Raw genomic sequence first — 24,069 nt, 5'->3', positions numbered from 1 at the left:
GCCGCCGGCAACGCATATTGACTGACAAGGTGCACACCATGGCTACATACGCCAAAGTCCGTCGAATGCATTACCGCGAGCGTTTGCCGATCAGCGAGATCGCCCGCCGCACAAGCCCGTCCCGTAACACGATCAAGCGCTGCTTGCGACGCTAGTGATGCGCGATTGCACGTCACTGCATAGAACATCCACTGCGGAACTTCGAAACAACGATTGCTATCATCCACTCGACAGCGAAAAGGCGCGACGCCTCCTCGAATCGTCGCATAGACAATCGTCACTGTATGCCCATACCACTGATGCCACCGATAGAGAACTTCGCTGCTCGGTAATGTGGGCGTTTTGTTGTTAGGTTGTACAATTGACAACGGCTCCACTCCATGCTCGGCTATCTCAGCCCGGTCGAGTTCGAGCTACGACATATTGCTTAACCGAGTGTCCGTGATTCAGGGGCAAGATCGTAAAGGTGGTTGTATGGAAAGTGAAAATATACGGATTAGATCGCAACTATATTATTCTAGTAAAGAAAAAATATCTAATGAAAGTGATCAAGAGTTAGTGTCTATAAAAGATGCGATTACTTCTAAATATTTATACGAAATGGATGTGGATCAGTTAAATCATATTTATTATAGTCAAGGCATCGACATTGCACATCCAAAATATCTTTTTTCAGATGCTGATGTAGTGGTTATTTCTGAAAATCATGATTTTTATCATGGTGATAGATATATTGGAAAGTATTTAGATTATATTGCTGATCCATATAACGGTATATTGGTTATCTCTGAAAATATCCATAGAGATTATCATAAGGATGATATCTTAAGACACGGTGGAGTCGCCTCTTATTTTGTCATGATGGGCCTTAATATTAAGGGGTTGGAGACGTCGAAACTTTCTAAAGTTGCAAGTGAATTTAACGGAATTCGCCAGTCTTTTATGGATGGTGATAATCTGGATAGCGTTCAAAAGAGACTTAAGTTGTATTTTTCTAAAAATAAAGAATTGCTTGGCTATTCTGATTTTTTTGTAAAAAATATGGTCAAGAATTTTGGTAAGGGTGGAGTTTCATCTAAGGACGTGCTTGATCATTTATTGGATGATTTGTCCGAAAGGATGAAAGAAGAGCAAAAAAGAAGGGAGGAATTAAATTATTATTGGGCAAAGGAAATTAGTAATGATGTGGTTGCAGGATATAAGTGCTTGGTTGTTTGTGGCGCTAGTCATGCGGTTGATTACAAAGGCAGTGACGGAATTTCCTGTATGTTGAATGATATGGGTTTTAGGTCTTATACCTATTTGATGAATGAGATTAATGAATTTGAGAAGCTAAAAAAAGAAGATGCTGACCATAATGGAAGGATGAGCCGAGATAAATATATTTATATGCCAGGCGTACAATTTGTCGAGATCGAACATTCAGCGGATCGCTTGCATAGACATAATGCTGCAGTGCATAAAAGTAGCAAAAAATGCGTGGTTTTATAGGGCTTCATCATGGCAATCGACATCGGCATGCCTGTCTTGCCGAGGATCCCTCCCCGACAGCGGGGAGGGATCGGGGTTTATTGCTCAGAACCCGCTGCGCAAAAATAGGTCCAAATTAGCTACGTCTAGTGAACCGATACCCGCGCCTTGGTTGTAACGCGGCTGGCCATAGTAGAACCAGTTATCGCCGGCACGAATGCTGTTGAACGCCGAGAAGGGGCCGTAGCCGAAGACGTTCTGCAGCGCGTAGATCTGCGGATTCCACAAGCCGATGCGATGGCCGGAACTCTGCCGCAACAATGCAGTGATGCCATTGAGCTGTGGCGCCACGAAGCTGGTGCCGCCTTCGCCGCTGTTGAGACCGCCATCATAGGTCGAGACGAAGATGTAGCCAGTCTCCGGATCCGCGTTCAACGAAATATCCGGCACGTTACGACCACTAAAGCGGCTGGGCAGGATCAACAGGGGGGTCGGGCCGGCAACCGGGTCGTTGTAGACCAGCGATTGGTTCGGTTCGCTGCGGCGAATGCCATGGGTGAGCACCTGGTAGAACGGCGTATGCCAGTACACGCTCACGCCGCCGCCGCCGCCGACCGAGAACAGATTGACCACATTCGGACCGATGTAGGTATCGAAGTAGTTCTGCAGATAGTCCCAACCCCACACGCTCTCCTGTGTGATCGATTTGGTTGGGCCTGTGCCGAACGCATAGCTGTATGGCGTGGTGGTGCCGCCCGAGGCAGTAATGTAGGGGTCGGATGCCGGCGAATCCACGGTAAGCGGTGCGGTGTAGTCGCCAGGCGCTGTGCCCGCACCCAGATCGCTCACCGTGTCGTACGCACCGGAGTCACCCGCGGCGGCGAACAACGATTGTCCTTGCACCGCCGCTTCCAGGAAGATCGAATGGAACGCGCGCAGGTCGCCGACGTCGGTGGTGTCGGTATCGCTGGCGCCTTCTACATTCAACGCCGCGAAGTTGAAGATTTCAGGCAGGCCCCAACTGGTTGAAATGCTGTCGGCGATGTTGTCCGACACGGCTTGCGCAAACGCATCGACAAATCCGTTTCCGGCATTGGGGGCATCGTAAACGATAATGTTCGCATAGGGTGCTATACCGCCGGACTGCTCCACGTCGATCGAGGTTTCACTACTGCCGTCATCGATCGCGCCGCCGCCATCCATATGCACCTGCGTGATGCGGTTGGGCTTGGTCGCCAAACCGATATCCGACCAATACGTGGTGGCGTCGCTGGGATAGAAGTTCGAGAGCGTCACGATCGCGACAGTCGAGCCCTTACCGACGACGCCGCGCTTATACAGCGGATTGATGTTGTAGAAGTTGGCCACGTCACCCACGGTGTATTCACCGGGTACACCCGATGCCGTGGGGTTGCCGTTGGAGCCACTGGTCTTTGCGCTCAGCGCGTTGGTCTTCGGGCTCTGCACATTGAGTGCGGTGAAGGCCGATGACGAAACAAGATGCGGACGATACGTGAGCTCGTTGCTCAAGCCGCTAGCGACATCCACCACATCGGCAATCGCCGAAGGAATCTGTGCGGTGGTCGCCGGCTTGTGGAATGGATGGCCGGTCTCGCGCGATACGTAGGTGTGGATCGAAGTATTGAACAGGGCATTGAGTTGCGCGGTCGTGCCACTGGTGCGAATCGCCAGATGGCTTGGCAGTATCTGGCTGCTCAGTCCTTGCTTTTGGAGATAAGTCTGCACACGGGAGATATCACTGTCGTTCGCGCCGTACTGTTGAGCGAACTGGCTGGTGGTCAGGAATTGCTGATAGTGCGCGCTTCCTGGTGTCACGGTTTGTCGGATGTAGTCCTCCAGGGCCGCCTGATTGCGCAACTTCAACACCCATGTGACCTGTACGTTTTGACTGGCCGGGGTGGCCCCGATGTCGACAGCGGTGGTGGCACTGGCTGCCATGGCGCCAGTGCTCAGGCCGGTCAATAGCAGGCCAAGGGATAGCGGAAGCGATTTGCGGTGCAATGTCGAGAACATGTTATTTCTCCGGGTGGGTACAACGATCCGCTCGCCTGAGTGGTATGGGTACCAGATACACACCGTTGCCCATCGGCAAGCCGTCGGGTATTGGCTGGTTATCTCTCTTCTTCCTCTCGACGTCGTTCGTCTCCCCTGGTGACTGGCATTGCGCCGCTTGAGCAGACTATAGCGCTCTTAATGGCCGTGGAAATACCTGAGTGGCAGGTAGGCATGATTGAATATCTATATAGGAAAAATTCTGGGTTTGTTTTCGGGATGACACTGCGGAGCCGCATACAGGTGTCATCCCTGAATTGATGCATCGCACTCCCTTCGTATCAATCGTAAATACAAGACGAATCATGTAAGCGCACCCCTACCATGCATGATGAAAAACCTTTAGGCATCAGCCACTTGGTCCGCTACATTTCGCGAAATCTTTACAGTCAGAGCTGCTCCGGCTTGTGTGCGGCTCGATGGACACGACATCACCTCCATAAGGAACTCGCATCATGCGCAAACTCGTCACCCTTGCTGTTGCACTGACCCTGGGCACGGCTTCGGCCGCGGCTTTTGCCGAGGGCAATGCCTTTGTCAATGCCAATGCCGGTTATTCCGACTACAACATCAACAACAATTCCCTTTCCTCGGTAGGTGTCACAGGTATCGATACCCATCTGCGCAAGCGCGATCCAGCCGGTGCCCTGCGCGTTGGCTATCGCTGGAACAGCGTGGTCGATTACGGTGTGGAAGTGGGCTATGGCTACCTGGGCCAGGCTCGCATCCAGGTTTCGGCCGATCCATATGCGGCACGCCTGACCCAGAAGAATCGCGGTTTCCTACTGGGCGGCAACCTCAATTACAACATCACCGAGAATTGGTATGTGTCGGCACGCGCCGGCTGGTTCCGTGGCCGCAATACGTACACGCTTACCGCCTATGCGCCGGAAGGTACATACTCGGGCCGGGGTACGACGACCAACACCGGTGAATATTTCGGTATCGGTGGTGGCTACAACTTCAGCAAGAACTTCAGCCTCGGCCTGGCCTACGACACCTATCACACCCCGGGCAGCGCGCTGCGCACTTCCGAGTCGTTCGTCGATGGCCTGGAAATGCGTGGCACCCGTGTCGGCATGTACTCGATCCAGGGCGAATACCGCTTCTGATTCAAAGGTTTTTCGCCATTCCCAGCGGCCGCCATGTGCGGCCGCTTTTTTTAGTGCGCCCGGTAGGGCACACCTGCTAGGAGGTGAAAGTCCTCTACTCGCCCGGCAAAGGGAAGAGTTAGCCAAAGGCAAGGGCATGGCGGGTGACCGGATGTCTGGAGGAATCCGAAGGGTTTGAGGAGAACACCAGGTCGTAATCGAAGAGGCGACCGTGCGCCCGCGAAGGCGCTCAACCAGCGAGGTGAAAGTCCTCGTCGGGATTAGCCACAGGCCCCGTAGCGGAAGGTAACTCAGAATGAGGTAAGCCCCCGGCTTTGCCGGGGGACTCACCAAGGTTTGACCTATACGGCGGTCGTAGTGAACCTGAAATCTCGACCAAGAGACGAGGTTCACGATGAAAGAGTATCAAAGCTTGAGTCATGCCCGTTGGGACTGTAAGTACCACGTGGTGTTCATTCCCAAGCGGAGAAAGAAGCAGGTGTTTGGAGAGTTACGCAAGCACTTGGGCGAGGTCTTCCACGAGTTGGCTTCGCACAAGGAATCGCAGATTGTGGAAGGCCACCTGATGAGCGACCACATTCACATGTGCATCAGCATTCCGCCGAAGTATGCAGTGTCGAACGTGGTGGGTTACCTCAAGGGTAAGAGTGCCATCACCATTGCGCGCAAGTTCGGAGGACGGAATCGAAACTTCACTGGGGAGTCGTTTTGGGCACGAGGCTATTTCGTCTCGACGGTGGGCTTGGACGAAGCGATGGTGAGGGCATACATCCGAAACCAAGAGCAAGAGGATGAACGTTACGACCAGATGAAGCTGGGCGTGTAGCCCGCCGCCTTCAGGCGGCTCACGCTGTTATCGCCCCTTTGAGGGGCTCACCCAATAAAGCCCCCGGCTTTGCCGGGGGATACTTACTTTGACGGCAGCGAAGCCCGAGTGAGTCAATGTGATGTCCAAAGCTGAACCTGATTCGTTCCGAAGTTCAGCTGCCTTCGACTCGTAAGCCAACTGCCATGCGGGGTTCAGCCAAATTTGTAGGGTGCGAACACGCACCATCAGTGGAGCCACTAATAGTGGCTGTATCAAGCCGGTTCCTCAGCCTTATCAGCTGAACTTTGGAACGAATCAGGAAGCTGAATTGTTCAGAGGTTCCTTTGGCCTTGCGTAAAACAGAAACCGAGGAAGTGGCTACAAAGCACCAAAAAAATCCCCCGCTTGTAAGGGGGATTTTTCCATCCAGTTACCATCAAGCCTTGTTGTAACACTCCATATCCAACACGCCTTCCGACTTCGCCACCATCACCGCCGTCACCGTATCGCCGGTCACGTTGGCCGAGGTGCAGCACATGTCGAGCAAGCGATCCACCGCCGCAATTACCGCAATCACTTCCAGCGGCAAGCCCACCGATGACAGTACCAGGCTCATCACCACTAGCGCCGCACCCGGCACGCCCGCGGCACCGATCGAGGCCAGCGTGGTGGTTAGCACGATCGTCACCATCTGCATCAGCGATAAATGGATGCCATAAGCATTGCCGGCAAAGATCGCCACGGTGCCCAGGTAAACCGCCAGGCCCGACATGTTGATGGTGGAGCCCAACGGCAGCACGAAGCTGGCCACTCGCGGATCAACACCCATGCGCTGCTGCGTGTTCTCCAGGTTCAGCGGCAAGGTGGCAGCACTGCTGGCGGAGGAGTAGGCGAACAATTGCACCGGAATCGCCTTGCGCAGGAACGGCAGTGGATTCAGGCGGAAGGCCATCAGCATGACCGCGCAGATCACCACCATGAAGAAGATCATCACCGCATAGTTCACTGCCACCAGCGCACCCAGGTGACCCAACACCGAGAAGCCATGATCTGCCGTGACATAAGTCATCAGACCGAACACACCGATCGGCGCAAACCTCAGCACCATGTCGACCAGTTTGAACACCACGGCCGACATGCTGTCGAAGAACTTGTGCACCGGTGCCGCTTTTTCACCCGTCAGGTTGATGGCCAGGCCGAACAACACCGCGAACACGATGGTCGGCAGCAACGCACCTTCTGCAAAAGACTTGAACGGGTTCGACGGGATCGCACTCAGCAGCGCATCCTTCAGGCTGGTCGGCTCGGCAACCACGGCATGACTGCTGCCCATGGTAAGGCCAAAGCCCGCGCCCACGTTGAAAAAGCTGGCCACACTCATGGCCAGAACCGCCATGACCGCCATCGACACCATATAAATCGCAATCGACTTCCATGCAATGCGACGCATCGCGGCCAGATCGGTCAGCGAGGTAATGCCGCATACCACAGAGACGAACACCACCGGCACCACGCACATGCGGATCAGCGACATGAAGATATCGCCAAGCGGTTGCAGCATCTTGGCGGGCTCGCCAATGAAATGCCCGGCGGCAAGACCGAGGATCATCGCAATCAGAATTTGATGCCACATTTGCAGACGCGGCAGGCCGAATCGTTCGGTGGAAGTCATTGGGTTTTCTCCCCATTGCAAAGGTATGGCTTGAGCATGCGTTATGTCCTGCATGCTTTTTGAGAATCTCAATCGATCCTGGGGGTGCTGTTAAAAATTTCGTTATGTCGGGGGCAGCCTACCTTCCCTTGCGGGCAAGGGGGCATGCAGCCTGCGCATCCCTTGCAAAACCGTCTGCTGGTCATCCTCTCTAAGCACTCCATCCTCAAGCCCACTAGAATATTGGAATTGAACGCACACGTTGTCGGAGTCCCCATGAGTTCCCCCGCCAAGCACGTACCTGCCACCGCTGCGCAGGCTGAAATTAGTCCGCTGCGTTTCGTTACCGCCGCCAGCCTGTTTGATGGCCACGATGCTGCGATCAATATCATGCGGCGCATCATTCAATCGCAGGGCGCGGAAGTGATTCATCTCGGCCACAACCGCTCGGTGGAGGATGTGGTGCGTGCTGCGCTGCAGGAAGATGCCGACGCCATCGCGCTGTCCTCTTACCAGGGCGGCCATGTCGAGTATTTCAAGTACATGGTGGACATGCTCAAGGAGAAGGGCGCCTCGCATATCCGTGTGTTCGGCGGCGGCGGTGGCACCATCACCCCGGAAGAAATCCGCGAGCTGCAAGCCTACGGCGTGGAGCGCATCTACCACCCCAACGACGGTATGAAGCTTGGCCTCACCGAGATGATCGAAGATGTGATGGTTCGCGCTGCGCGCGAACGGGACTCGGGACGCGGGACTCGGGACTCGGCAAAGCGTATCGCCGAAGCGAACATCGACGATGAGATCAGCATCGGCCGCGTACTCAGCGCGCTGGAAGAAGGTGCTTTCTCCGACACAGAACTCACCATGCTCCGTAAGCAATGGTCTCGCGGCACCGAGTCCCGAGTCCCCAGTCCCGAGTCCCGCAAAGTGCCTGTCATCGGCATGACCGGCACCGGTGGAGCCGGCAAATCCTCTGTGGTGGACGAACTGTTGCTGCGTTTTCTGCACGCCTTCCCGCACATGCGTATTGCTGTGCTCGCCGTCGACCCGACGCGTCGCCGTAGTGGTGGTGCCTTGCTTGGCGACCGCATCCGCATGAATGCATTGCGCAGCCATCGCGTCTATATGCGCTCCATGGCCACGCGCCGCCAGCACGCGGCAACGAACGAAGTGCTGCATGACTGCATCAACTTCCTCAAGGCGCAACCCTACGATCTGGTGATCGTGGAAACTGCCGGTATCGGCCAGAGCGATTCGGAAATCGTCGATCTCGTCGACTTCCCTGTCTACGTGATGACCAGTGATTACGGCGCCGCAAGCCAGCTCGAAAAAATCGACATGCTCGATTTCGCCGAACTCGTTGTGCTCAACAAATTCGACAAGCGCGGCGCCGAAGACGCTCTGCGCGACGTACGCAAACAGTGGAAGCGCAACCGCACTGCCTTCACCTTGAAAGACGAAGACGTGCCGGTGTATCCCACCATCGCCAGCCAGTTCAACGATCCAGGCGTCACCTGGATGTTTACGAACTTGTGCCGGTTGGTGCGCGATAAAGTTGCGGGACTCGGTGGGGAAGCGTCGCATTGCGATTTCATTCCCCATCTTGATACGGCATTGAAGGAGCCGCGGGCAATGGTGCTGATTCCTGGCGCACGCGTGCGCTACCTGGCGGAAATTGCCGAACAGGGCAGGGCTATCAATACTGAAATCGAGCACTTCGCTGAAGTGGCGAGTCAGGTCCAGCATTTTTACGAATCGCTCAAGGCTCTCGGCGACGAAAAATTACCCGAAGTTTTGCATCCATACCCTGCCACCGCGATCGGAGTCCTGGGTCCCGAGTCCCGAGTCCCGATGGAGCTGCGCCAACACTACAACATCGCCCTGCGCGAACTCAGCCACGAAGCCGTGCATTTGCTACGCGACTGGCCGGCCCGCTACCAATCCGTCACCGAAGACGTCAACGAATACAAAGTGCGCGACAAAGTGATTAGCGTCGAAAACTACCGCATCTCACTCAGCCACCAAAAAATCCCCAAGGTTGCGCCGCCCAAAACCCAAAACTGGGGCGATCAACTACGCTTCCTGATGCGCGAAAACCTCCCTGGCCATTACCCCTACACCGGCGGCGTGTATCCGTATCGCCGCAGCGGCGAAGACCCCACCCGTATGTTCGCGGGCGAGGGCACACCCGAGCGCACCAACCGCCGCTTCCATTACCTCAGCCAGGGCGGCGCCGCCACGCGCCTATCTACCGCTTTCGACTCTGTCACCCTGTATGGCGAAGACCCCGCGCCGCGTCCGGACATCTACGGCAAGATCGGCAACTCCGGCGTCAATGTCGCCACGCTCGACGACATGAAGAAGCTGTACTCCGGCTTCGATCTTAGTGCGCCGACTAGCTCTGTCTCCATGACCATCAACGGTCCCGCGCCGATCGTGCTCGCGATGTTCATGAATACCGCGATCGACCAGAACGTGGAGAAATACCTCAAGGAAGACTGCAGTCGCTGGGTCACGGCGCAAAAGCGCCTCGAAGAACTTTTCGCCGGCAAGCCACGCCCGCAATATTCCGGCAACTTGCCCAAAGGCAACGAAGGGCTCGGCCTTGGCCTGCTCGGCGTCACCGGCGATCAACTGGTGGACGCCGAAACCTACGCGCGCATCAAAGAGGAAACCCTGCAAAACGTGCGTGGCACCGTGCAGGCTGACATTCTCAAGGAAGACCAGGCGCAAAACACCTGCATTTTCAGCACCGAATTCGCACTGCGCATGATGGGCGACATCCAGCAGTACTTTGTCGACCATAAGGTACGCAACTTCTATTCGGTGTCCATCTCCGGCTATCACATCGCCGAAGCTGGCGCCAACCCGATCAGCCAGCTTGCCTTCACGCTATCCAATGGGTTCACGATTGTTGAGTATTACCTCGCGCGGGGTATGAACATCGACGACTTTGCGCCCAACCTCAGCTTCTTTTTCTCCAACGGCATGGACCCGGAATACACCGTGATCGGCCGCGTCGCCCGTCGTATCTGGGCTCGTGCCATGCGTGAACGCTACGGCGCCAGCGCCCGCAGCCAGATGATGAAGTACCACATTCAAACCTCCGGCCGTTCCCTGCACGCGCAGGAAATCCAGTTCAACGACATCCGCACCACGTTGCAGGCGCTGTACGCCCTGTTCGACAACTGCAACAGCCTGCACACCAACGCCTACGATGAAGCCATCACCACGCCAACGGAAGAAAGCGTGCGCCGCGCTGTTGCCATCCAGATGATCATCAACAAGGAACTCGGTCTTAACTTCAACGAGAATCCCTGGCAAGGCAGCTACATTGTTGACGCCCTGACCGACATCGTGGAAGAAGCGGTGTACAAGGAATTCGAAGCCATCAGCGAACGCGGCGGCGTGCTCGGCGCCATGGATACCATGTATCAGCGCGGCAAGATTCAAGAAGAATCCATGTATTACGAGCATAAAAAGCACGACGGTAGTTTGCCCTTGATCGGCGTCAACACCTTTCTGCCCAAAGACCACGGCGGAGAAATTGCCACTGAGATCGAGCTCATCCGCAGCACGGAAGAAGAAAAGGGGCAGCAGATCGACAATGTGCGGGCGTTTGGTAAGGCTCGCAACGGGTTGGCGCCGGAGAGTCTCAAGACGCTACAGAGCACCGCGCGTGAGCGGAGGAATGTGTTCGAGCAGTTGATGGAGGCGGTGAAGTACAACTCGTTGGGGCAGATCAGTCATGCGCTCTATGATGTGGGCGGTGAGTATCGTCGCAACATGTAAATCGGATGGATTACAAGTGTGCACATTGCGCATTTGCTGCAGAAATAAAACGGCGGCGAGGCACTACGTGAGATAAGGAGGGGCGGCTTCGGCCGCCCTTTTGTCTTGGTGCGCCCGGCCGGGCGCGCCTGCTAGTGTGGTGCGCCGATTTGTTCAGCTCTTATCGCCCGGCACGGGCTAGCGCGGCCTTGGCTCGAGTCACCTTGGCGAGGATGTCATCGGCGCGGGCGGTCCAGATGAAAGGCTTGGGAGATACCGCCTAAGCGAAATAAATCAGCGCTTGCGTTTGGCTGGGTGTGTACCGCTTTCCGTCGGTTGCGCGAGGATGGCATCTAAAAGACCTGGGAAGCGCGCATTCAGGTCGGCAAGGCGCAAGGTGTTTTGATGGATGGTGCCTTCGGCGCGTGTATGAAGCAGTCCCGCATCGCGTAGGATGCGGAAGTGGTGGGACATGCTGGATTTGGGACGACCGCCATCCAATTCTCCGCACGTGGCCATTTCCACGCGTGCCAGATGGCGTACGATTTCCAGTCGGATAGGGTCGCTAAGGGCATGAAAAATCCGCTCAAGTGTCAGTTGGTCGGCGGCAAGGTGTTTGTAGGGTCGCATGGGGTGGATGGTAAGGCTTTTTGACTGTTGCACGATAGTTCGTTTATTATCGAATTATTGTACATGAATCTGGAGTCACCTGATGTCTTCTTTGTTCGAGCCGCTCATGTTCAAAAGCGTTGCCTTGCGCAACCGCATTGCCGTGCCGCCGATGTGCCAGTACGTGGCCAAGGACGGATTGATCAACGATTGGCACCGGGTGCATCTGGCAAGCCTTGCGCGCGGTGGTGCCGGCCTGGTTATCGTGGAGGCGACGGCGGTGTCGCCGGAGGGTCGCATCACACCTGGCTGTGTTGGCTTGTGGACCGACGAGCAGGCGCAGGCGTTCATGCCGGTAGTCGAGGCAATCAAGGCGGCGGGTGCGGTGCCCGGCATCCAGATTGGTCATGCGGGACGCAAGGCTAGCGCGAATGTGCCGTGGGAGGGGGATGATCACATTGCCGAGAACGACCCGCGTGGTTGGCAAACCATTGCCCCTTCGGCGATATCGTTCGGCGGTAACCTGCCTAAAGTGCCACGAGCAATGACCCTGGAAGAGATCACCCGGGTACGTGCGGACTTTGTGGCGGCGGCCAAGCGCGCACGCGATGCTGGCTTTGAATGGCTGGAACTGCATTTTGCGCATGGTTATCTTGGCCAGAGTTTTTTCTCCGTGCATTCCAACCAGCGCGATGACCTTTATGGTGACAGCTTCGAGAACCGTAGCCGCTTTCTATTGGAAACGCTGGCCGCCGTGCGTGAGGTGTGGCCTGAGCATCTGCCGCTGACGGCCCGCTTGGGCGTGATCGAATACGATGGCCGCGACGAGGAGACGCTTGCCGAATCCATCGAATTGGCCAAGGGCTTCAAACTCAGGGGATTAGATTTGCTTAGCGTCAGCGTGGGGTTTTCCACGCGCATGGCGAACATTCCCTGGGCGCCAGCGTTCCTCGCACCGATCGCCGAGCGTGTGCGTCGCGAGGTGGGCATACCCGTGTCATCGGCCTGGGGTATTGGCACGCCTGAACTTGCCGAGCGCGTGCTGCAGGATGGCCAGCTCGATCTCGTGATGATTGGCAGGGCGCATCTTGCCGATCCGCATTGGCCGTACAAGGCTGCGCGTGCCTTGGGTATTGAACGTCCGTCATGGACACTGCCCGCATCCTACGCTCATTGGCTGGAGCGTTACGAGGTTGCTTGAGTCAGTAGTCGATGACTTCGGCACGCAGCAAAGGGAAACACAACACATCGTAAATCCAGACGCCGCAAGTTACGCCTTGGTGGTCAACGGCGCTGACGTCACTCCCGTTAACCCATAGCGCAAACGCCTCGTTGCTCGCCGGCAAGTATGGCCAGTTCCCGTGCAAGGTGCATTGCCGCAAAACGGTTCTTTAACGGAGTGAGCGATTGATATGAAAGGAGGTGCCGCTTTTCTTGTACCCATGATCGGTGCTGCATTGCTGGCTCCTGTTGCGGGGTCTGCACAAGTGGTTCTAGTGCCGCCGCCCAGGCCACGCTATGAAGTGATTCTTCCGCCGCGCCACGGAATGGTGTGGCATCAGGGCTATTGGCGATGGGCGCACGGTGCCTATGTATGGGCGCCAGGGGTTTGGGTGCCTGTCGTGGTAGCACCCAGTCCGTATCCGTTCGTGGTTGTTTCACCGCAGCCACCACCCCCGCCGCGTGTCGAGCGTTTGTCGGCCGATACACTCTTTCCTTTCGATCACGGCAGCGTGAGCGATATCCGTCCGCGCGGACTCGCCGACATCACGCAGATCGCCGCGCAACTCAGGGCGCAGTCGTTCGGACACGTCGAGGTGCGTGGCTATACCGATCGACTGGGTACCTATGCTTACAACATCGATTTGTCGCAACGCCGTGCGGATGCCGTAAAAGCCGTGTTGGTACAGCAGGGTGTGCCGGCCGCGAAGATCCGTGCCGAAGGGCTCGGTAACCAGGATCCGATCGTGCAGTGTTCAAACCCGAATCGCGATGCGTTGATTCGATGCTTGCAACCCAACCGGCGGGTCGAGATCGTGACCTATATCCGCGGTTAGTGCTATTGCAGTTAGGGAAGAGATGGGCTCAACTCGTTGACAGCGATGCAGAATCAGTCCACAATTAATTTCTTGTCTGAGAGCGAGATAAGACGAGGCTCTCGAGTTAACAACGGTTTCGGTTTGTGGGCTCGATGTCAGTCTAGTTTCACGCTCTAGTTTCCAGTAAAACCTCGGATCACCGGGGTTTTTGTTTTTTAGAGGCGTCCCGATCCATTAAGATCGAGAATCCCAGCAATGGCCGGGTGGCAGAGTGGTCATGCAGCGGCCTGCAAAGCCGTGTACGCCGGTTCGATTCCGACCTCGGCCTCCATTGCGTATCAAGTAGATCAAGCACTTAACCGCCGAAAGGCGGTTTTTTGTTGCGCAAAATCCTGCGAAATGTCCTAATAACGCGCCATAAACCACCCGTTCTCGGGCGGCAAACTAAAGTAAGTTGGCGCGTTGGGCGCTTACGTGAGTGCAGGATGGCGACTAAACGGATAAGAGCAGGACGTTGGCATTACGTAATTAAGCGGCAGGGATTGCTACCACGCCCGATCTACCTGAGCTTTGACACCGAAGTCGAAGGCGATGAGTACACGCGTCGCGTTGAGGCGCTTCTTGATCGCGGTGTCGTGCCGGATGAGTTCAACAACGCGTCGAAAAAGATGCGGGCGTTGCGCGATGGTGTGAAGCGTTACGTAGATGCGCAGCACATTTCTGAAGAGGACAAAGAACGTCTGCGGGTTGTGCTGATGCGGCTGCGGCGCGAACAGTCGATATCGTCATTACGAACAAGAGCGTGCTGGATTGGGATCGCACAAAGAAAGTTTCCGTGACCATGGGGGGAGTTACGTTTAAGTGCGATCTGCCAAGCTCCTATGGGCAGCCGACTACGGCGAAACTGGGCATACGCAGTTGGGGGGGGGCCAGGGGGGCAGGCATGGCCTGGTTCGAAGCCGCCGGACATTATGGGCCCGGGGATGTACGTGTATCGGTAGAGACATCAGACGGAGAATTGACCGGAACAAATGCGGCGAGTAGTCCAGCAACCATTAGGACGATGGAAATCATGATTGATCGCGCTGCCAATCCTAGCGTCGTCGTGACGTTCACATGAGCAGGCTGGCCCGGTGCGGTGAGTTTTTCAAATGCTGCGGGCCAAGAAGAAAAACGGGACGGACGTAGTTGGAGCCGCTTAAGTTAAAGTGGACCCCACTGTCCAGACAGTTTTTAGTCCAGTTTAAGCTGCTTCCACAACCTCATCCGCAGCGGAACAGCGCTGCCCTGTTTTCGACATGGATACATCATCCTTGCCGTACTTGTCGATGATCAGCGCACCGCCGCCATTCCTCGTGGCGTACACCGTGTCCGGCGACTCATAGCCAAGGGACTGGTGCGGGCGCTCCGCATTGTAAAACGCGAAGTAGTTCGTCAGGCCGATCATCAGCTCGGCCATCGTGGAATACCCTTTCAGATATACGTCTTCATACTTGACCGTGCGCCACAGCCGTTCGACGAAAATATTATCCAATGCGCGTCCGCGACCATCCATGCTGATCTGCACACCTTCGCGTTTGAGCACATCCGTAAATGCCTTGCTGGTGAACTGCACACCCTGATCGCTGTTGAAGATTTCCGGCCGGCCGTAAACGCTCAATGCCTCCTCCAGGCAGTCGACGCAGAACGCGGCATCCAGGCTGTTGCTGATCCGCCAGCTCAGCACCTTGCGGCTGTACCCATCGATGATCGCGACCAGGTAAGCGAAACCACGCGGTAGCCGGATGTAGGTGATGTCCGTGCTCCACACCTGACCCGGGCGCACGACCGGCACGCCACGCAGCAGGTAGGGATAGACCTTGTGCTCAGGATGCTTCACGCGGGTCGCTGGACCGGGCGCCATGCCTGCCAAGCCCATCGCACGCATCAGGCGCTGCACGCGCTTACGGTTGACCCGATAGCCTTGCGCACGCATGGTCCTGACCATCCGCCGGCTGCCGTAGAACGGCCTTGCGGTGTACGCCTCATCGATCAACCTGCACAACAGCAAATCCTCCTCGCAGGGTAGGGTCTGCGCGCTCCGTTGGCGATACACACTTGCCCGTGGCACCGCGCTCAATACGCACTGCTGCGTGATAGACAGCGCCGTGTCCGTCGCATCGATCCAACTCATCCGCATCGCCATGCTCACAGACCGGACTTTTTTTCAGCCAGTCCAGTTCCACTTTCAGTCGACCAATCTCGCTGTACAGCCGGTCGTCATCACCGCTCGCCTCGTTCGGCTTGGGACCGCGCTTGGTCTCGAACAGGCTGCCGGCCCGATCCATGATTTCCTTCTTCCACTGGCTGACCATCACCGGATGGACGCCGTACTGCTGGGCAATCTCGTTGATCGTCTTCACCCCTCGCACCGCCTCCAGGCCGACCTTGGCCTTGAACTCCGCGCTGTGCGTCTTACGCTTCTTGCCTTCGCTCATCTGCTCGTTATCCTCTCGCGGAGGACAGTCTAAACTGGTGTCTCAAATCCGGGGTCCACTTTACCCGTAGGCGTTGACGATGTTCTGAAGGTCTTGTTGCATGTAGTCTGAAATGTTGTCGCATCTGCGATGCATCTTCAAGTGACTGCAAGCCTTGAGCAAACGAATTGCATTGCGCTGTGCTTCCGTTGCAAACCCACAACCCCAGGGGGTCGATGTTGCTTAGCGGATTGTTCGCGTCATAGACATAGGTATTCAGGCCACCCAGCAAACCCGTTGGATCGCTCTCGCCTTCGCGTCCAGTGCTAGAGCATGTCGTCATAAGATTCTGAGCCACATGACGAGGCAGCGAATTTGCACAGCGGCAAGGAAAGAGGACAGATTCTTCGCGTAGCGTGTCGCCACACCACGCCACTGTTTCAGGTACAAAAACGCATTCTCAACCAGGTGGCGATGACGATACAGGTACGTGTCGTAGTCGCGCGGCTCTTTTCGGTTTTTACGTGGCGGAATATGCGCCTGCATGCCTTGCTCATGAGCCTGCTCAACAATGGCATCACTGTCATAACCTTTGTCGGCCATGAGATGCTCAGCAGGAATGTCTTTGATCAGTTCCGCGGCCTGCGAACAATCTGCCCGGGTACCCTCTGTAACAAGAATTCGGACTGGCATACCATGCGCATCCACGGCCAAATGTATCTTGGTGTTGCGCCCCCTTTTGTGAGACCTATGCCCTGATTGCCGCCACGAGCTCCCGCTGCATGAGGATGAACCTTGCAGTGACTGGCATCGATCATCAGCCACTCAAAGTCCGGCTCATCCATCACACGTTCCAACAGACCTTCCCATGTGCCGTTATCGCGCCAGCGACAAAAGCGCCGATGGGTATTCTTCCAATCGCCGTACTCGGGTGGTAAATCTCGCCACGGCGCTCCGGTGCGAAGTATCCAGAACACTGCGTTGATGAATTGCCGATTATCTTTGGCTACACGCCCCCATCGGCCCGCTTGACCCGGCAAATGGGGTTCAAGCAAACCCCATTTTTCATCGGAGATGTCATGGCGTCGATAGGCTGCAGTCACAGAGGATTCCATCCAGCAAGATTCGATGGCGGGTAGTTAACCATATTTCAACACCTCATGACGACAGGCTCTAGGTCGAGGCGCGCATCACCGACACCACCGTCGAGATCCTGCATGCCGGCCAGCGCATCGCCAGCCACGTCCGTTCCCCGGCGCGCGGACGCCACACCACGGTCGCCGACCACATGCCGGCCGCACATCGTGCGCATCGGGAATGGTCACCCGGTCGCTTCCTGCACTGGGCCGACACGATCGGCGCGGCAACCCGTCAGTTGGTCGAGCACCTGCTGACCGAGCGCCCGCATCCGGAGATGGGCTATCGCAGTTGCCTGGGGCTGCTGGCGCTCGCGCGCCAGTACGGCGACGACCGCCTGGAAGCGGCCTGCGCACGCGCGTGGGCGATCGGTTCGCGCACGCGCAAATCCGTGCAGTCGATCCTGCACAACAAGCTCGATCAACACCCCTTGCCCAGCGCCATCGCCCAAACCGACTGGGTCACACCCGACCACGTCAACCTGCGTGGCCCCACCTATTACCGCGATCCACCCACCACTCACTGAAAAGGAGACCACCTTGTTGATCCATCCCACCCTTGAACACTTGCGTGCCCTCAAGCTCGACGGCATGGCACAGGCGCTGGAAGAACAGCGCCTGTTGCCGGCCTGTCACGATCTGCCGTTCGAAGATCGGCTCGGCATGCTGGTCGATCGCGAACGCCATTGGCGTGACGGTCGACGGCAGGAACGATTACTTCGTGTGGCCAAGCTCAAACACGCCCAGGCCTGCCTGGAAGATGTGCAGTACAGCGCCGACCGCGGTATCGACAAACGCCTGATCGCCACCTTGTCCGGCGGCGACTGGATCCGGCAGGGGCAAAGTGTGTTGCTGACCGGTCCGACCGGGGTTGGTAAAACGTGGCTGGCGTGTGCGCTTGGACAACATGCCTGCCGCCAAGGCTTCCCGGTGCTGTATCAGCGTGTGCCACGCCTCGCCGAGATGCTACGCATCGCCCACGCCGACGGCAGCTTCGGTCGCGTGCTTGCTCAGTTGGCGCGCATCGACGTGCTAATCCTTGACGATTGGGGCATGACACCGCTCGATCAGGCGGCGCGCCATGATCTGCTGGAGGTCATCGACGATCGCGGCAACGGCAAATCGACCCTCATCACCAGCCAGCTACCGATCGAACACTGGCACGCCTGGCTCAACGATCCCACCCTCGCCGATGCCATCCTCGACCGTCTCGTACACCGCTCTCATCGCATCGTGTTGAAGGGCGAATCGATGCGCCGAAAGTCCTCCGCCAAGCCAGCCGCCGATACCTCATCGTGACCGGTCCAGTTACACTCGAGTGCACCGCACAATGACTGGCGCAGATCGGTCACGATCAACCGAAATACGCGATCACGATCGCCGAAATCCGCACTTTGCACGATGGCGATCTGCTGGGCGCCCAGCTCAGTCCAACAGAAGGTCCCGTTTTTTCTTCCCATGGGAATGGCACGAATCACCCGTTCCACATGGTTGGTATCGATGGGTACATCCGGATCATCCAGATACACCATCAAACCGTCCTTGCGCTCCTGGATGTAGCCAAGTGCCTTGAGAAACGGGTTGCTGGGCAAAAAGGCTTGTGCCTGGATGTTTTCATCCACCCACTCGAAGAGCCGGCGCATCACTGGCGCCGCGTCGGCTTGGCGTCGTTGACGCTTGGCCTCACCGATCAAGCCCTCGTCGCGGATGGTCTTTTCTACCGCATACAGTCGGCCGATCATGTCCAGCAGTGTCTGGGCGGCCTGCGGTTCGTATTTTTGTGTTTCAAACACTTCACGCCGACTGTGTGCCCAGCATGGCGCTTGGGTCAGACCGAGCCGTTTGACATACGCGGTATAAACCCCATAGCCGTCGCTGAGCAGGACGCGGCGGTCGACGGATGATACGCCCAAGGTGTCATAGACGTATTGAGTACCGCGACCAGCGCCATAAGCAAAGCAGATTTCATCCTGCTCGCCGTACACGGCTCAGATATAGCCTTTTTTCATCGCCCCGTTCGCACGTCCCGCCTTGAGCGTGGTTTCGTCCATCGCGACCACGCGGGACGTACGGATCGATGTCAGCAAGGCGTCATAGATCGGTGTTAGCGAACGGACGGCGCGTTGCGAGAGTTGGGTCAGCCAGCCACGGCTGACGTCGATGCCAGTGTCCTTCAAATGCTGCCATTGCCGATGCAGCGGCACGTGGTAACGGCATTTGTTCCCCCGCGTGCCGGCGATGAAACTCACATCGGCGCGACTGCCTTCCAGGACGCCTGTGGGTGCCGGTGGGCACGACAGGGCTTGGGTATCGCGGCGCTCAGCGTGCGCACGTAGCGCGGCACTACGTGACGGACGCATCGCCAGGCGATGACTGATCTTCTCGCCGATCACCTCGTATTCGTCGGGCGACAAGCCTTCCATATCTGGGTTGGGCACGTGGATGGTTTCGACCGGGACTTTTGTCTCGTCGAAAAACAGTTTCGAATCGGCGTTGTCGCCGCGCGCGCCTTATCGACCGGCTCGCCATACAGAAAGATCCGGATCTGACCTTCGGGGAAAAACATCAGCGCCTCGCGATCGTCGACACCAGACCGGCACCCAGATCGAGGCGAATCTCCAAGCCGTTCATGGATGGCGCCGGTGAAGTGAGTGCACCCCAATCGAGGAAGGGCGCAACGGGCGCTTCTTTCTCAACGCGAGGCTCGGCGTGACGCGCAAGGCGTTGACGCCATGAGTAGAAGCTCCACACCGGTATGCCTTCGGCTCGGCAGAAATCAGATGCTTTCTTTCCGCTTGCCGCGTAGCGTTCCAGTCGATCTCGCCACAACGCCTCGCGCTGAAGGGCCGCTTCCGTTTTTTCCCGCTTGATCATAACTATCTCCACTGGGCTGAACGTGGGGACAGTGTGGTGGTGGAAGGGGGATGGTTTTATAACGCCGCTGAGTTAGCGCTTACATCGCTTGCTCAGCGGTCTTGCCCGTCAACGCTTGTTGCGCCTGCCCGTCCGCGATGGCGATCGTACCGCTGGCAATGGCGCTATGCGTGGTGCCGCTGTGCGTTTCGCCATCACTGCCACCACCCATCAGGTTGCCCACGACGGTCTTGCCGATCGCATATTTGCTTCCGCTGAGTACGCTGTTGTCGCTACCCAAGCTGCTGCTTGAGACTTTGCCACTGCTTTGGTTCTGGATGTCTTCATAGAGGAGCGTGCCAGTGGTCAAGCTGTTCTTGCTGGGATCGGCGCGGCTGGCGATCACCCCTCCGACCAGGTGGGTGTTGCCACCTACGGTGATATCGAACCCGCCACTGCCGGCACTGATGCCGCTCACATCGGTGACGCTGGCATAGTGACTGTTCACCTTACTCTGGTGGTAGCTGATGCTGCCGCCCGAGCCGTAGCCGATCACCATCTTGCCGCCCAGCTGTTGCTGTTGGCTGGCGTAGTTGTCGGTGTCTTGTTCGCTTTGGATCAAGAGGTTGCCACCGATGGCACCGAGCACGGTATTGCTGGTGAGTTGGGCGTCTTGGAGGGTGGTGTCGTTGCCGCTGATCAGGGTGAGTGTGTCGCTGGCGTTGATGCGGCTGATCGCATGGGTGGTGCCGTTGCCGTGGGCGTTGCCTTGGCCAATGGAGCCTTGCGCATAGAAGCCCACACCGCCGCTGGCGTTCTTGTTGCTGCTTTGCAGGCTGTGGTTTTCTTGTTGGCTCAAGATGTTGAGGTTGTTGGCGGCAGCCAATGCCACGTTGTGGCCGTCGATCTGGCTGCCGATGAGGTTGAGGTCGCCGCCGGTCGCGGCGATGGTGACATCGCCGTGGCTGCGGATGTGGCTGCCGTAGGCGGTTTCGTCGTGGGTGGTGGTGCTGCTGGCACTGCTGGCACCGATGCCCAGTTGCAGGTTGATGCCGTTGGGGTTGGTGTCTTTGGTGGCGGCTTGGCCGAGTGAGATGCCGGCCATGCCCAAGGCATCGCTGGCACTGTACGCGGCTTGCGCGGCATACAAGGCTTTCAAGCGATCATCCTTCACTTGATTGCCGCGTTCGGCGCTGGCGTAGGTGCTGTTCATCGCATCGGCGACGGCGCCACCCAAGCCGAGCGTGAGTCCGGCTTGCTGTTGTTTGTAAGTTTGCGTTGTGTCCTGCGTACCCACCGACGCATCGATGGTCACGTCCTTGCCGACGATCGCGGTGCCGGTGTTGCCCAGCACATCGCTGCCGGTGATGTGCACTCGGTTGTCTGCAACAAGCATGACGCAAATATCGGGTGATCTACGTGGACGCTTTTACTCCGAGCCATCTACAAAAAGTCATATAGACAAAATCGTAGGCATCTTCGGCGGAAGGAAGTGTCGCTAGTTCATCCGACTTATCACGCTCTACGTAGTAGACCGTCGACTTGCCATCTTCATTCACAACGCAAACACAATCACTATTTCGTAGTCCATCCAACGAATAACTGTGCGGGTCAACCCCTAGTTCTGTTAGCTTTGAAACTAGTTGATCTCGTGTCATTGCTAGATCACTTTTAGATAGCCATTGTCGAGGTGCCACTGTACTGAATTGGGTGTCTGAAATTGCCAAACTGAGAATCACTATCAATCTTTCAAGCTACGGCCTCTCCGCTGCGCTGGCATGATTGCTGTGCTGATCCCCACAACGAGCACAGCTATCGCACCAAGTGCTGCCCCTCCAAGCAGCAGCCCAAAGAATTTCTTCGATAGAAATCGTTGAGCAGCTATCGCCCATCCACTTTGGACTGCATCAAATAAGAGGAAAGCGAGTGGCGTGCTTGCGAGGCAAAATAGAAATATGGTTACCAACCTAAATCTTCGTAAAAATCGTATCGAAGACGGGCCGAACAATCCTCCAAACACTCCCGACCAAAATCCGTCAATCATGGTTTCCCCTCCTGTTTTTGCTCATACGTTTGGACTGCGCCCTGCGCAGCCATCCCTGCCGCCTTGCCCGTGGCGATGGTATTGATACGAATTACAGCACCTTCAGCAGTTAAGGCGTTGGACCAAGCATTAGGCACGTTCGCCCATTGGAACATCTGCGTAGCAAACATGCCGTTGACAGCACCTACAGTCATAGAGGTGCCAAGGCCTAGGTATGAGAAGCGTTGATTAAACGATGACGCAAAATTTGCGCCGTTTCTATACCAGTCACCGAGCGCGCCAACCACAGATCCACCTGTATACATACCTCCTGAAACGAGCGCTCCTGAACCCGCTGCCGCCCCTAACGAATACCCCTGCGTAGCAACCTGATAAGCCGCCCAAGCCTCCTGCCCCCAGGCCAACGTAGCCGCCACCGCCAACGCCGTGCCTCCTCCCGCCACCGCCGGAGCAAACATCAACTGTCCATTCTGGCTGACGACGTGATCCGCATAGACCAATCCCCACTCTGGTCGATGATTCAGATAATCCTGCAGGCTGATGTTCTGGTCCACCTGCAATCCAAGCTGAGCAGTCAGCGGATCGGCGGCATAAGCATAAGCGTCGAGAATGTTTGCCTTGCACGTGCCGGAGAGGCTACTGGCACTGCCGCCACAAGCGCTGATGAGCTGCTGCTCCTGATTGGCCGACAAGATCTCCGCGTTGCTCTTGGCGGATTCGATGCAAACACGATCGCCGTCGCATCGATTGATCTCCTTTTGCAAGTCCGTCACTTGTTGATGCGTTAGATAGTTGTACGTCGTCCCATCCAGCGCCGTTGCCGCGCCCGCACCACCGCCCACCGCTGCACCTATCGCGGTGCTGGCCAGTTGCATCATGCTGGCAAATTCCGGCGTGCCCGGTGTGTAACCTTGGCTTTCCAGATAATCGGCCATTTGTTGTATGACGAGCTGGTTAGCCGCAGCTCCCAGCACACCTTGCAGCACATTGCCACCACCTAGCGCTGCGATGCCAGCACCCACCACGCCGTGCAGAATCGTCCGCTCTGTGCTGCCTTCGGCCCAGCCCATCTGTCCGGCGAGATCGCCAGCCGCACGCATGCCCACCTGGCCCGCGACATTGCCCAGTTCCATGTTCTCCTGCACTTTCTGTGCATCGAAGATGGGATGAAGGGCTTGATTGTCTAGCGTGGGATTGCGATCTAGTCCACTCAGGTCGGCGCCGCCACCACTGTTGCCGATCAGGTTCTGTCCGGTGCCGTTGCTATCTAGGCCCATGCCACTGACCGGTTTGCCGTCGGCACCCACTTGTGTGTTGCGGATGTCGTGTGCGCGGATGTCCACCGCGTGGCAGGCGCTCAGGTGCGCATTGGCGCCGGGGCCGATGGCGAGCGTGATCCAGCTGGGGAGTTGGCCGTTGCCCAGCGCGAGGGTGTCGATGAGCGTCTGTTGCCCGTAGCTCATCCAGGGGCCGTCGACCCAGCCACGCGGATCGTCAACCAATCGCTGCATGACCGATTGCTGATCGATGCGAGTAACCACCCACCCTACCGGTGGGCACCCAGGCGATGTCCGGTACAGGGCTCGGTAACACTGGATCTCGGTGCCACAGGCCCGCATGAAGTCCACCATCGACAATCCCTGCTGAAACTGCACATGATTGATCGCCATGAGCCATCTCCGCTGTTCGCTGCGCTCGTGTTTGCCTGACGGCGTCGCACATCTCGCGATTTCTGGCTGAGGTTCGACGCTAATCAGGTAAGCCTAAACAGGGGCCTCATCTCTTCAAGTTGAAGTTTTGCCTCCCTTCGTACGCTCGCCCCTCTTTTCTGGATTGCCTGGCGCGTTAATCAATATGATGAATATCACCCCAAGTCCAATACCGATTGGCACAAAGAAACCAATGGGAGTAAAGGTAAATGTTATCGATCGTTGCAAGGCATAAGCCCAACCATTCGTCCATCCATCTTCAATGAAAGATGCCATATGGACTCCTATGACAACGATGATAAAAATCAGCCATAGCCTAAAGCGCCTCATCCAAATGG

General features: G+C 56.8%; 15 protein-coding genes, 1 tRNA gene and 4 pseudogenes. 10 read left to right on the top strand and 10 right to left on the bottom strand.

Annotated features, from left to right (window positions below; translation table 11 throughout):
• Positions 1 to 441: 441 nt before the first annotated feature.
• The gene (locus tag EO087_RS07035) at positions 442 to 1,491 is read left to right on the top strand and encodes a hypothetical protein (RefSeq protein WP_128898244.1); all 1,050 of its coding nucleotides are present in this window, start codon (positions 442 to 444) and stop codon (positions 1,489 to 1,491) included.
• 84 nt (positions 1,492 to 1,575) lie between these two features.
• Here the strand turns inward: EO087_RS07035 and EO087_RS07030 are convergent, their stop codons facing one another.
• Positions 1,576 to 3,504, bottom strand: coding sequence for a S53 family serine peptidase (locus EO087_RS07030; RefSeq protein ID WP_128898243.1), 1,929 nt, complete (start codon positions 3,502 to 3,504; stop codon positions 1,576 to 1,578).
• Between the two features lie 494 nt (positions 3,505 to 3,998).
• Between EO087_RS07030 and EO087_RS07025 the strand changes: the two genes are divergently transcribed.
• Complete coding sequence (locus EO087_RS07025; RefSeq protein ID WP_128898242.1) at positions 3,999 to 4,655, top strand: outer membrane beta-barrel protein; 657 nt, start codon at positions 3,999 to 4,001, stop codon at positions 4,653 to 4,655.
• A 394-nt stretch (positions 4,656 to 5,049) separates the two neighbouring features.
• The gene (gene tnpA / locus EO087_RS07020; RefSeq protein ID WP_128897727.1) at positions 5,050 to 5,481 is read left to right on the top strand and encodes an IS200/IS605 family transposase; all 432 of its coding nucleotides are present in this window, start codon (positions 5,050 to 5,052) and stop codon (positions 5,479 to 5,481) included.
• Positions 5,482 to 5,899: 418 nt separating this feature from the next.
• On the opposite strand, the gene EO087_RS07015 is transcribed toward tnpA, so the two are convergent.
• Complete coding sequence (locus EO087_RS07015; RefSeq protein ID WP_164931793.1) at positions 5,900 to 7,135, bottom strand: dicarboxylate/amino acid:cation symporter; 1,236 nt, start codon at positions 7,133 to 7,135, stop codon at positions 5,900 to 5,902.
• A gap of 255 nt (positions 7,136 to 7,390) precedes the next feature.
• Here EO087_RS07015 and EO087_RS07010 point away from each other — a divergent pair, with 255 nt between their 5' ends.
• Positions 7,391 to 10,906, top strand: coding sequence for a methylmalonyl-CoA mutase family protein (locus EO087_RS07010; RefSeq protein WP_128898240.1), 3,516 nt, complete (start codon positions 7,391 to 7,393; stop codon positions 10,904 to 10,906).
• Positions 10,907 to 11,179: 273 nt separating this feature from the next.
• Here the strand turns inward: EO087_RS07010 and EO087_RS07005 are convergent, their stop codons facing one another.
• Complete coding sequence (locus EO087_RS07005; RefSeq protein WP_240669155.1) at positions 11,180 to 11,548, bottom strand: helix-turn-helix domain-containing protein; 369 nt, start codon at positions 11,546 to 11,548, stop codon at positions 11,180 to 11,182.
• A 49-nt stretch (positions 11,549 to 11,597) separates the two neighbouring features.
• Between EO087_RS07005 and EO087_RS07000 the strand changes: the two genes are divergently transcribed.
• The 4 genes from EO087_RS07000 (at position 11,598) to EO087_RS06985 (ending at position 14,372) form a co-directional block, all read left to right on the top strand.
• Positions 11,598 to 12,695, top strand: coding sequence for an NADH:flavin oxidoreductase/NADH oxidase (locus tag EO087_RS07000; RefSeq protein ID WP_128898239.1), 1,098 nt, complete (start codon positions 11,598 to 11,600; stop codon positions 12,693 to 12,695).
• Positions 12,696 to 12,906: 211 nt separating this feature from the next.
• The gene (locus tag EO087_RS06995) at positions 12,907 to 13,551 is read left to right on the top strand and encodes an OmpA family protein (protein WP_240669154.1); all 645 of its coding nucleotides are present in this window, start codon (positions 12,907 to 12,909) and stop codon (positions 13,549 to 13,551) included.
• 239 nt (positions 13,552 to 13,790) lie between these two features.
• Positions 13,791 to 13,864: transfer RNA gene (locus tag EO087_RS06990), tRNA-Cys, on the top strand.
• 154 nt (positions 13,865 to 14,018) lie between these two features.
• Positions 14,019 to 14,372 carry a hypothetical protein gene (locus EO087_RS06985; RefSeq protein ID WP_128898238.1) on the top strand — a complete coding sequence of 118 codons (354 nt, stop codon included), beginning with the start codon at positions 14,019 to 14,021 and terminating at the stop codon, positions 14,370 to 14,372.
• A 404-nt stretch (positions 14,373 to 14,776) separates the two neighbouring features.
• Here the strand turns inward: EO087_RS06985 and EO087_RS06980 are convergent.
• Positions 14,777 to 16,010 (bottom strand): IS3 family transposase gene (locus EO087_RS06980; RefSeq protein ID WP_240669153.1). Its coding sequence is split into 2 segments (ribosomal slippage): positions 14,777 to 15,740 and positions 15,739 to 16,010, totalling 1,236 coding nucleotides; the frame shifts between segments, so codons are not numbered across the junction.
• A gap of 318 nt (positions 16,011 to 16,328) precedes the next feature.
• A pseudogene (locus EO087_RS06975) lies at positions 16,329 to 17,104 on the bottom strand (IS5 family transposase).
• A gap of 62 nt (positions 17,105 to 17,166) precedes the next feature.
• Here EO087_RS06975 and EO087_RS06970 point away from each other — a divergent pair.
• Together EO087_RS06970 and istB are read left to right on the top strand one after the other, a co-directional pair.
• Positions 17,167 to 17,652: pseudogene (locus tag EO087_RS06970) on the top strand (IS21 family transposase); the annotation flags it as partial.
• Positions 17,653 to 17,665: 13 nt separating this feature from the next.
• A complete protein-coding gene (gene istB / locus EO087_RS06965; protein ID WP_128897459.1) occupies positions 17,666 to 18,424 on the top strand; it encodes an IS21-like element helper ATPase IstB in 759 nt (252 codons plus the stop codon).
• Here the strand turns inward: istB and EO087_RS06960 are convergent.
• The 5 genes and pseudogenes from EO087_RS06960 to EO087_RS06935 form a co-directional block, all read right to left on the bottom strand.
• Positions 18,349 to 19,485, bottom strand: a pseudogene (locus EO087_RS06960) (IS66 family transposase). The gene istB and the pseudogene EO087_RS06960 sit on opposite strands and share 76 nt — an antisense overlap.
• A gap of 205 nt (positions 19,486 to 19,690) precedes the next feature.
• A complete protein-coding gene (locus tag EO087_RS06950; protein ID WP_128898234.1) occupies positions 19,691 to 19,999 on the bottom strand; it encodes a hypothetical protein in 309 nt (102 codons plus the stop codon).
• A 79-nt stretch (positions 20,000 to 20,078) separates the two neighbouring features.
• Positions 20,079 to 21,374, bottom strand: coding sequence for a hemagglutinin repeat-containing protein (locus EO087_RS06945; protein WP_128898233.1), 1,296 nt, complete (start codon positions 21,372 to 21,374; stop codon positions 20,079 to 20,081).
• Positions 21,375 to 23,593: 2,219 nt separating this feature from the next.
• Positions 23,594 to 23,692, bottom strand: a pseudogene (locus tag EO087_RS16705) (IS1595 family transposase); the annotation flags it as partial.
• 114 nt (positions 23,693 to 23,806) lie between these two features.
• Positions 23,807 to 24,007: a hypothetical protein gene (locus EO087_RS06935; protein ID WP_128898231.1), complete on the bottom strand. Its 201-nt coding sequence runs from the start codon at positions 24,005 to 24,007 to the stop codon at positions 23,807 to 23,809.
• Between the last annotated feature and the right edge of the window lie 62 nt (positions 24,008 to 24,069).

Source organism: Dyella sp. M7H15-1 (genome assembly GCF_004114615.1).
Lineage (GTDB): Bacteria > Pseudomonadota > Gammaproteobacteria > Xanthomonadales > Rhodanobacteraceae > Dyella_B.
The sequence above is the reverse complement of the archived record's forward strand: the minus strand, read 5'-3'. Positions and strand labels throughout refer to the sequence as shown.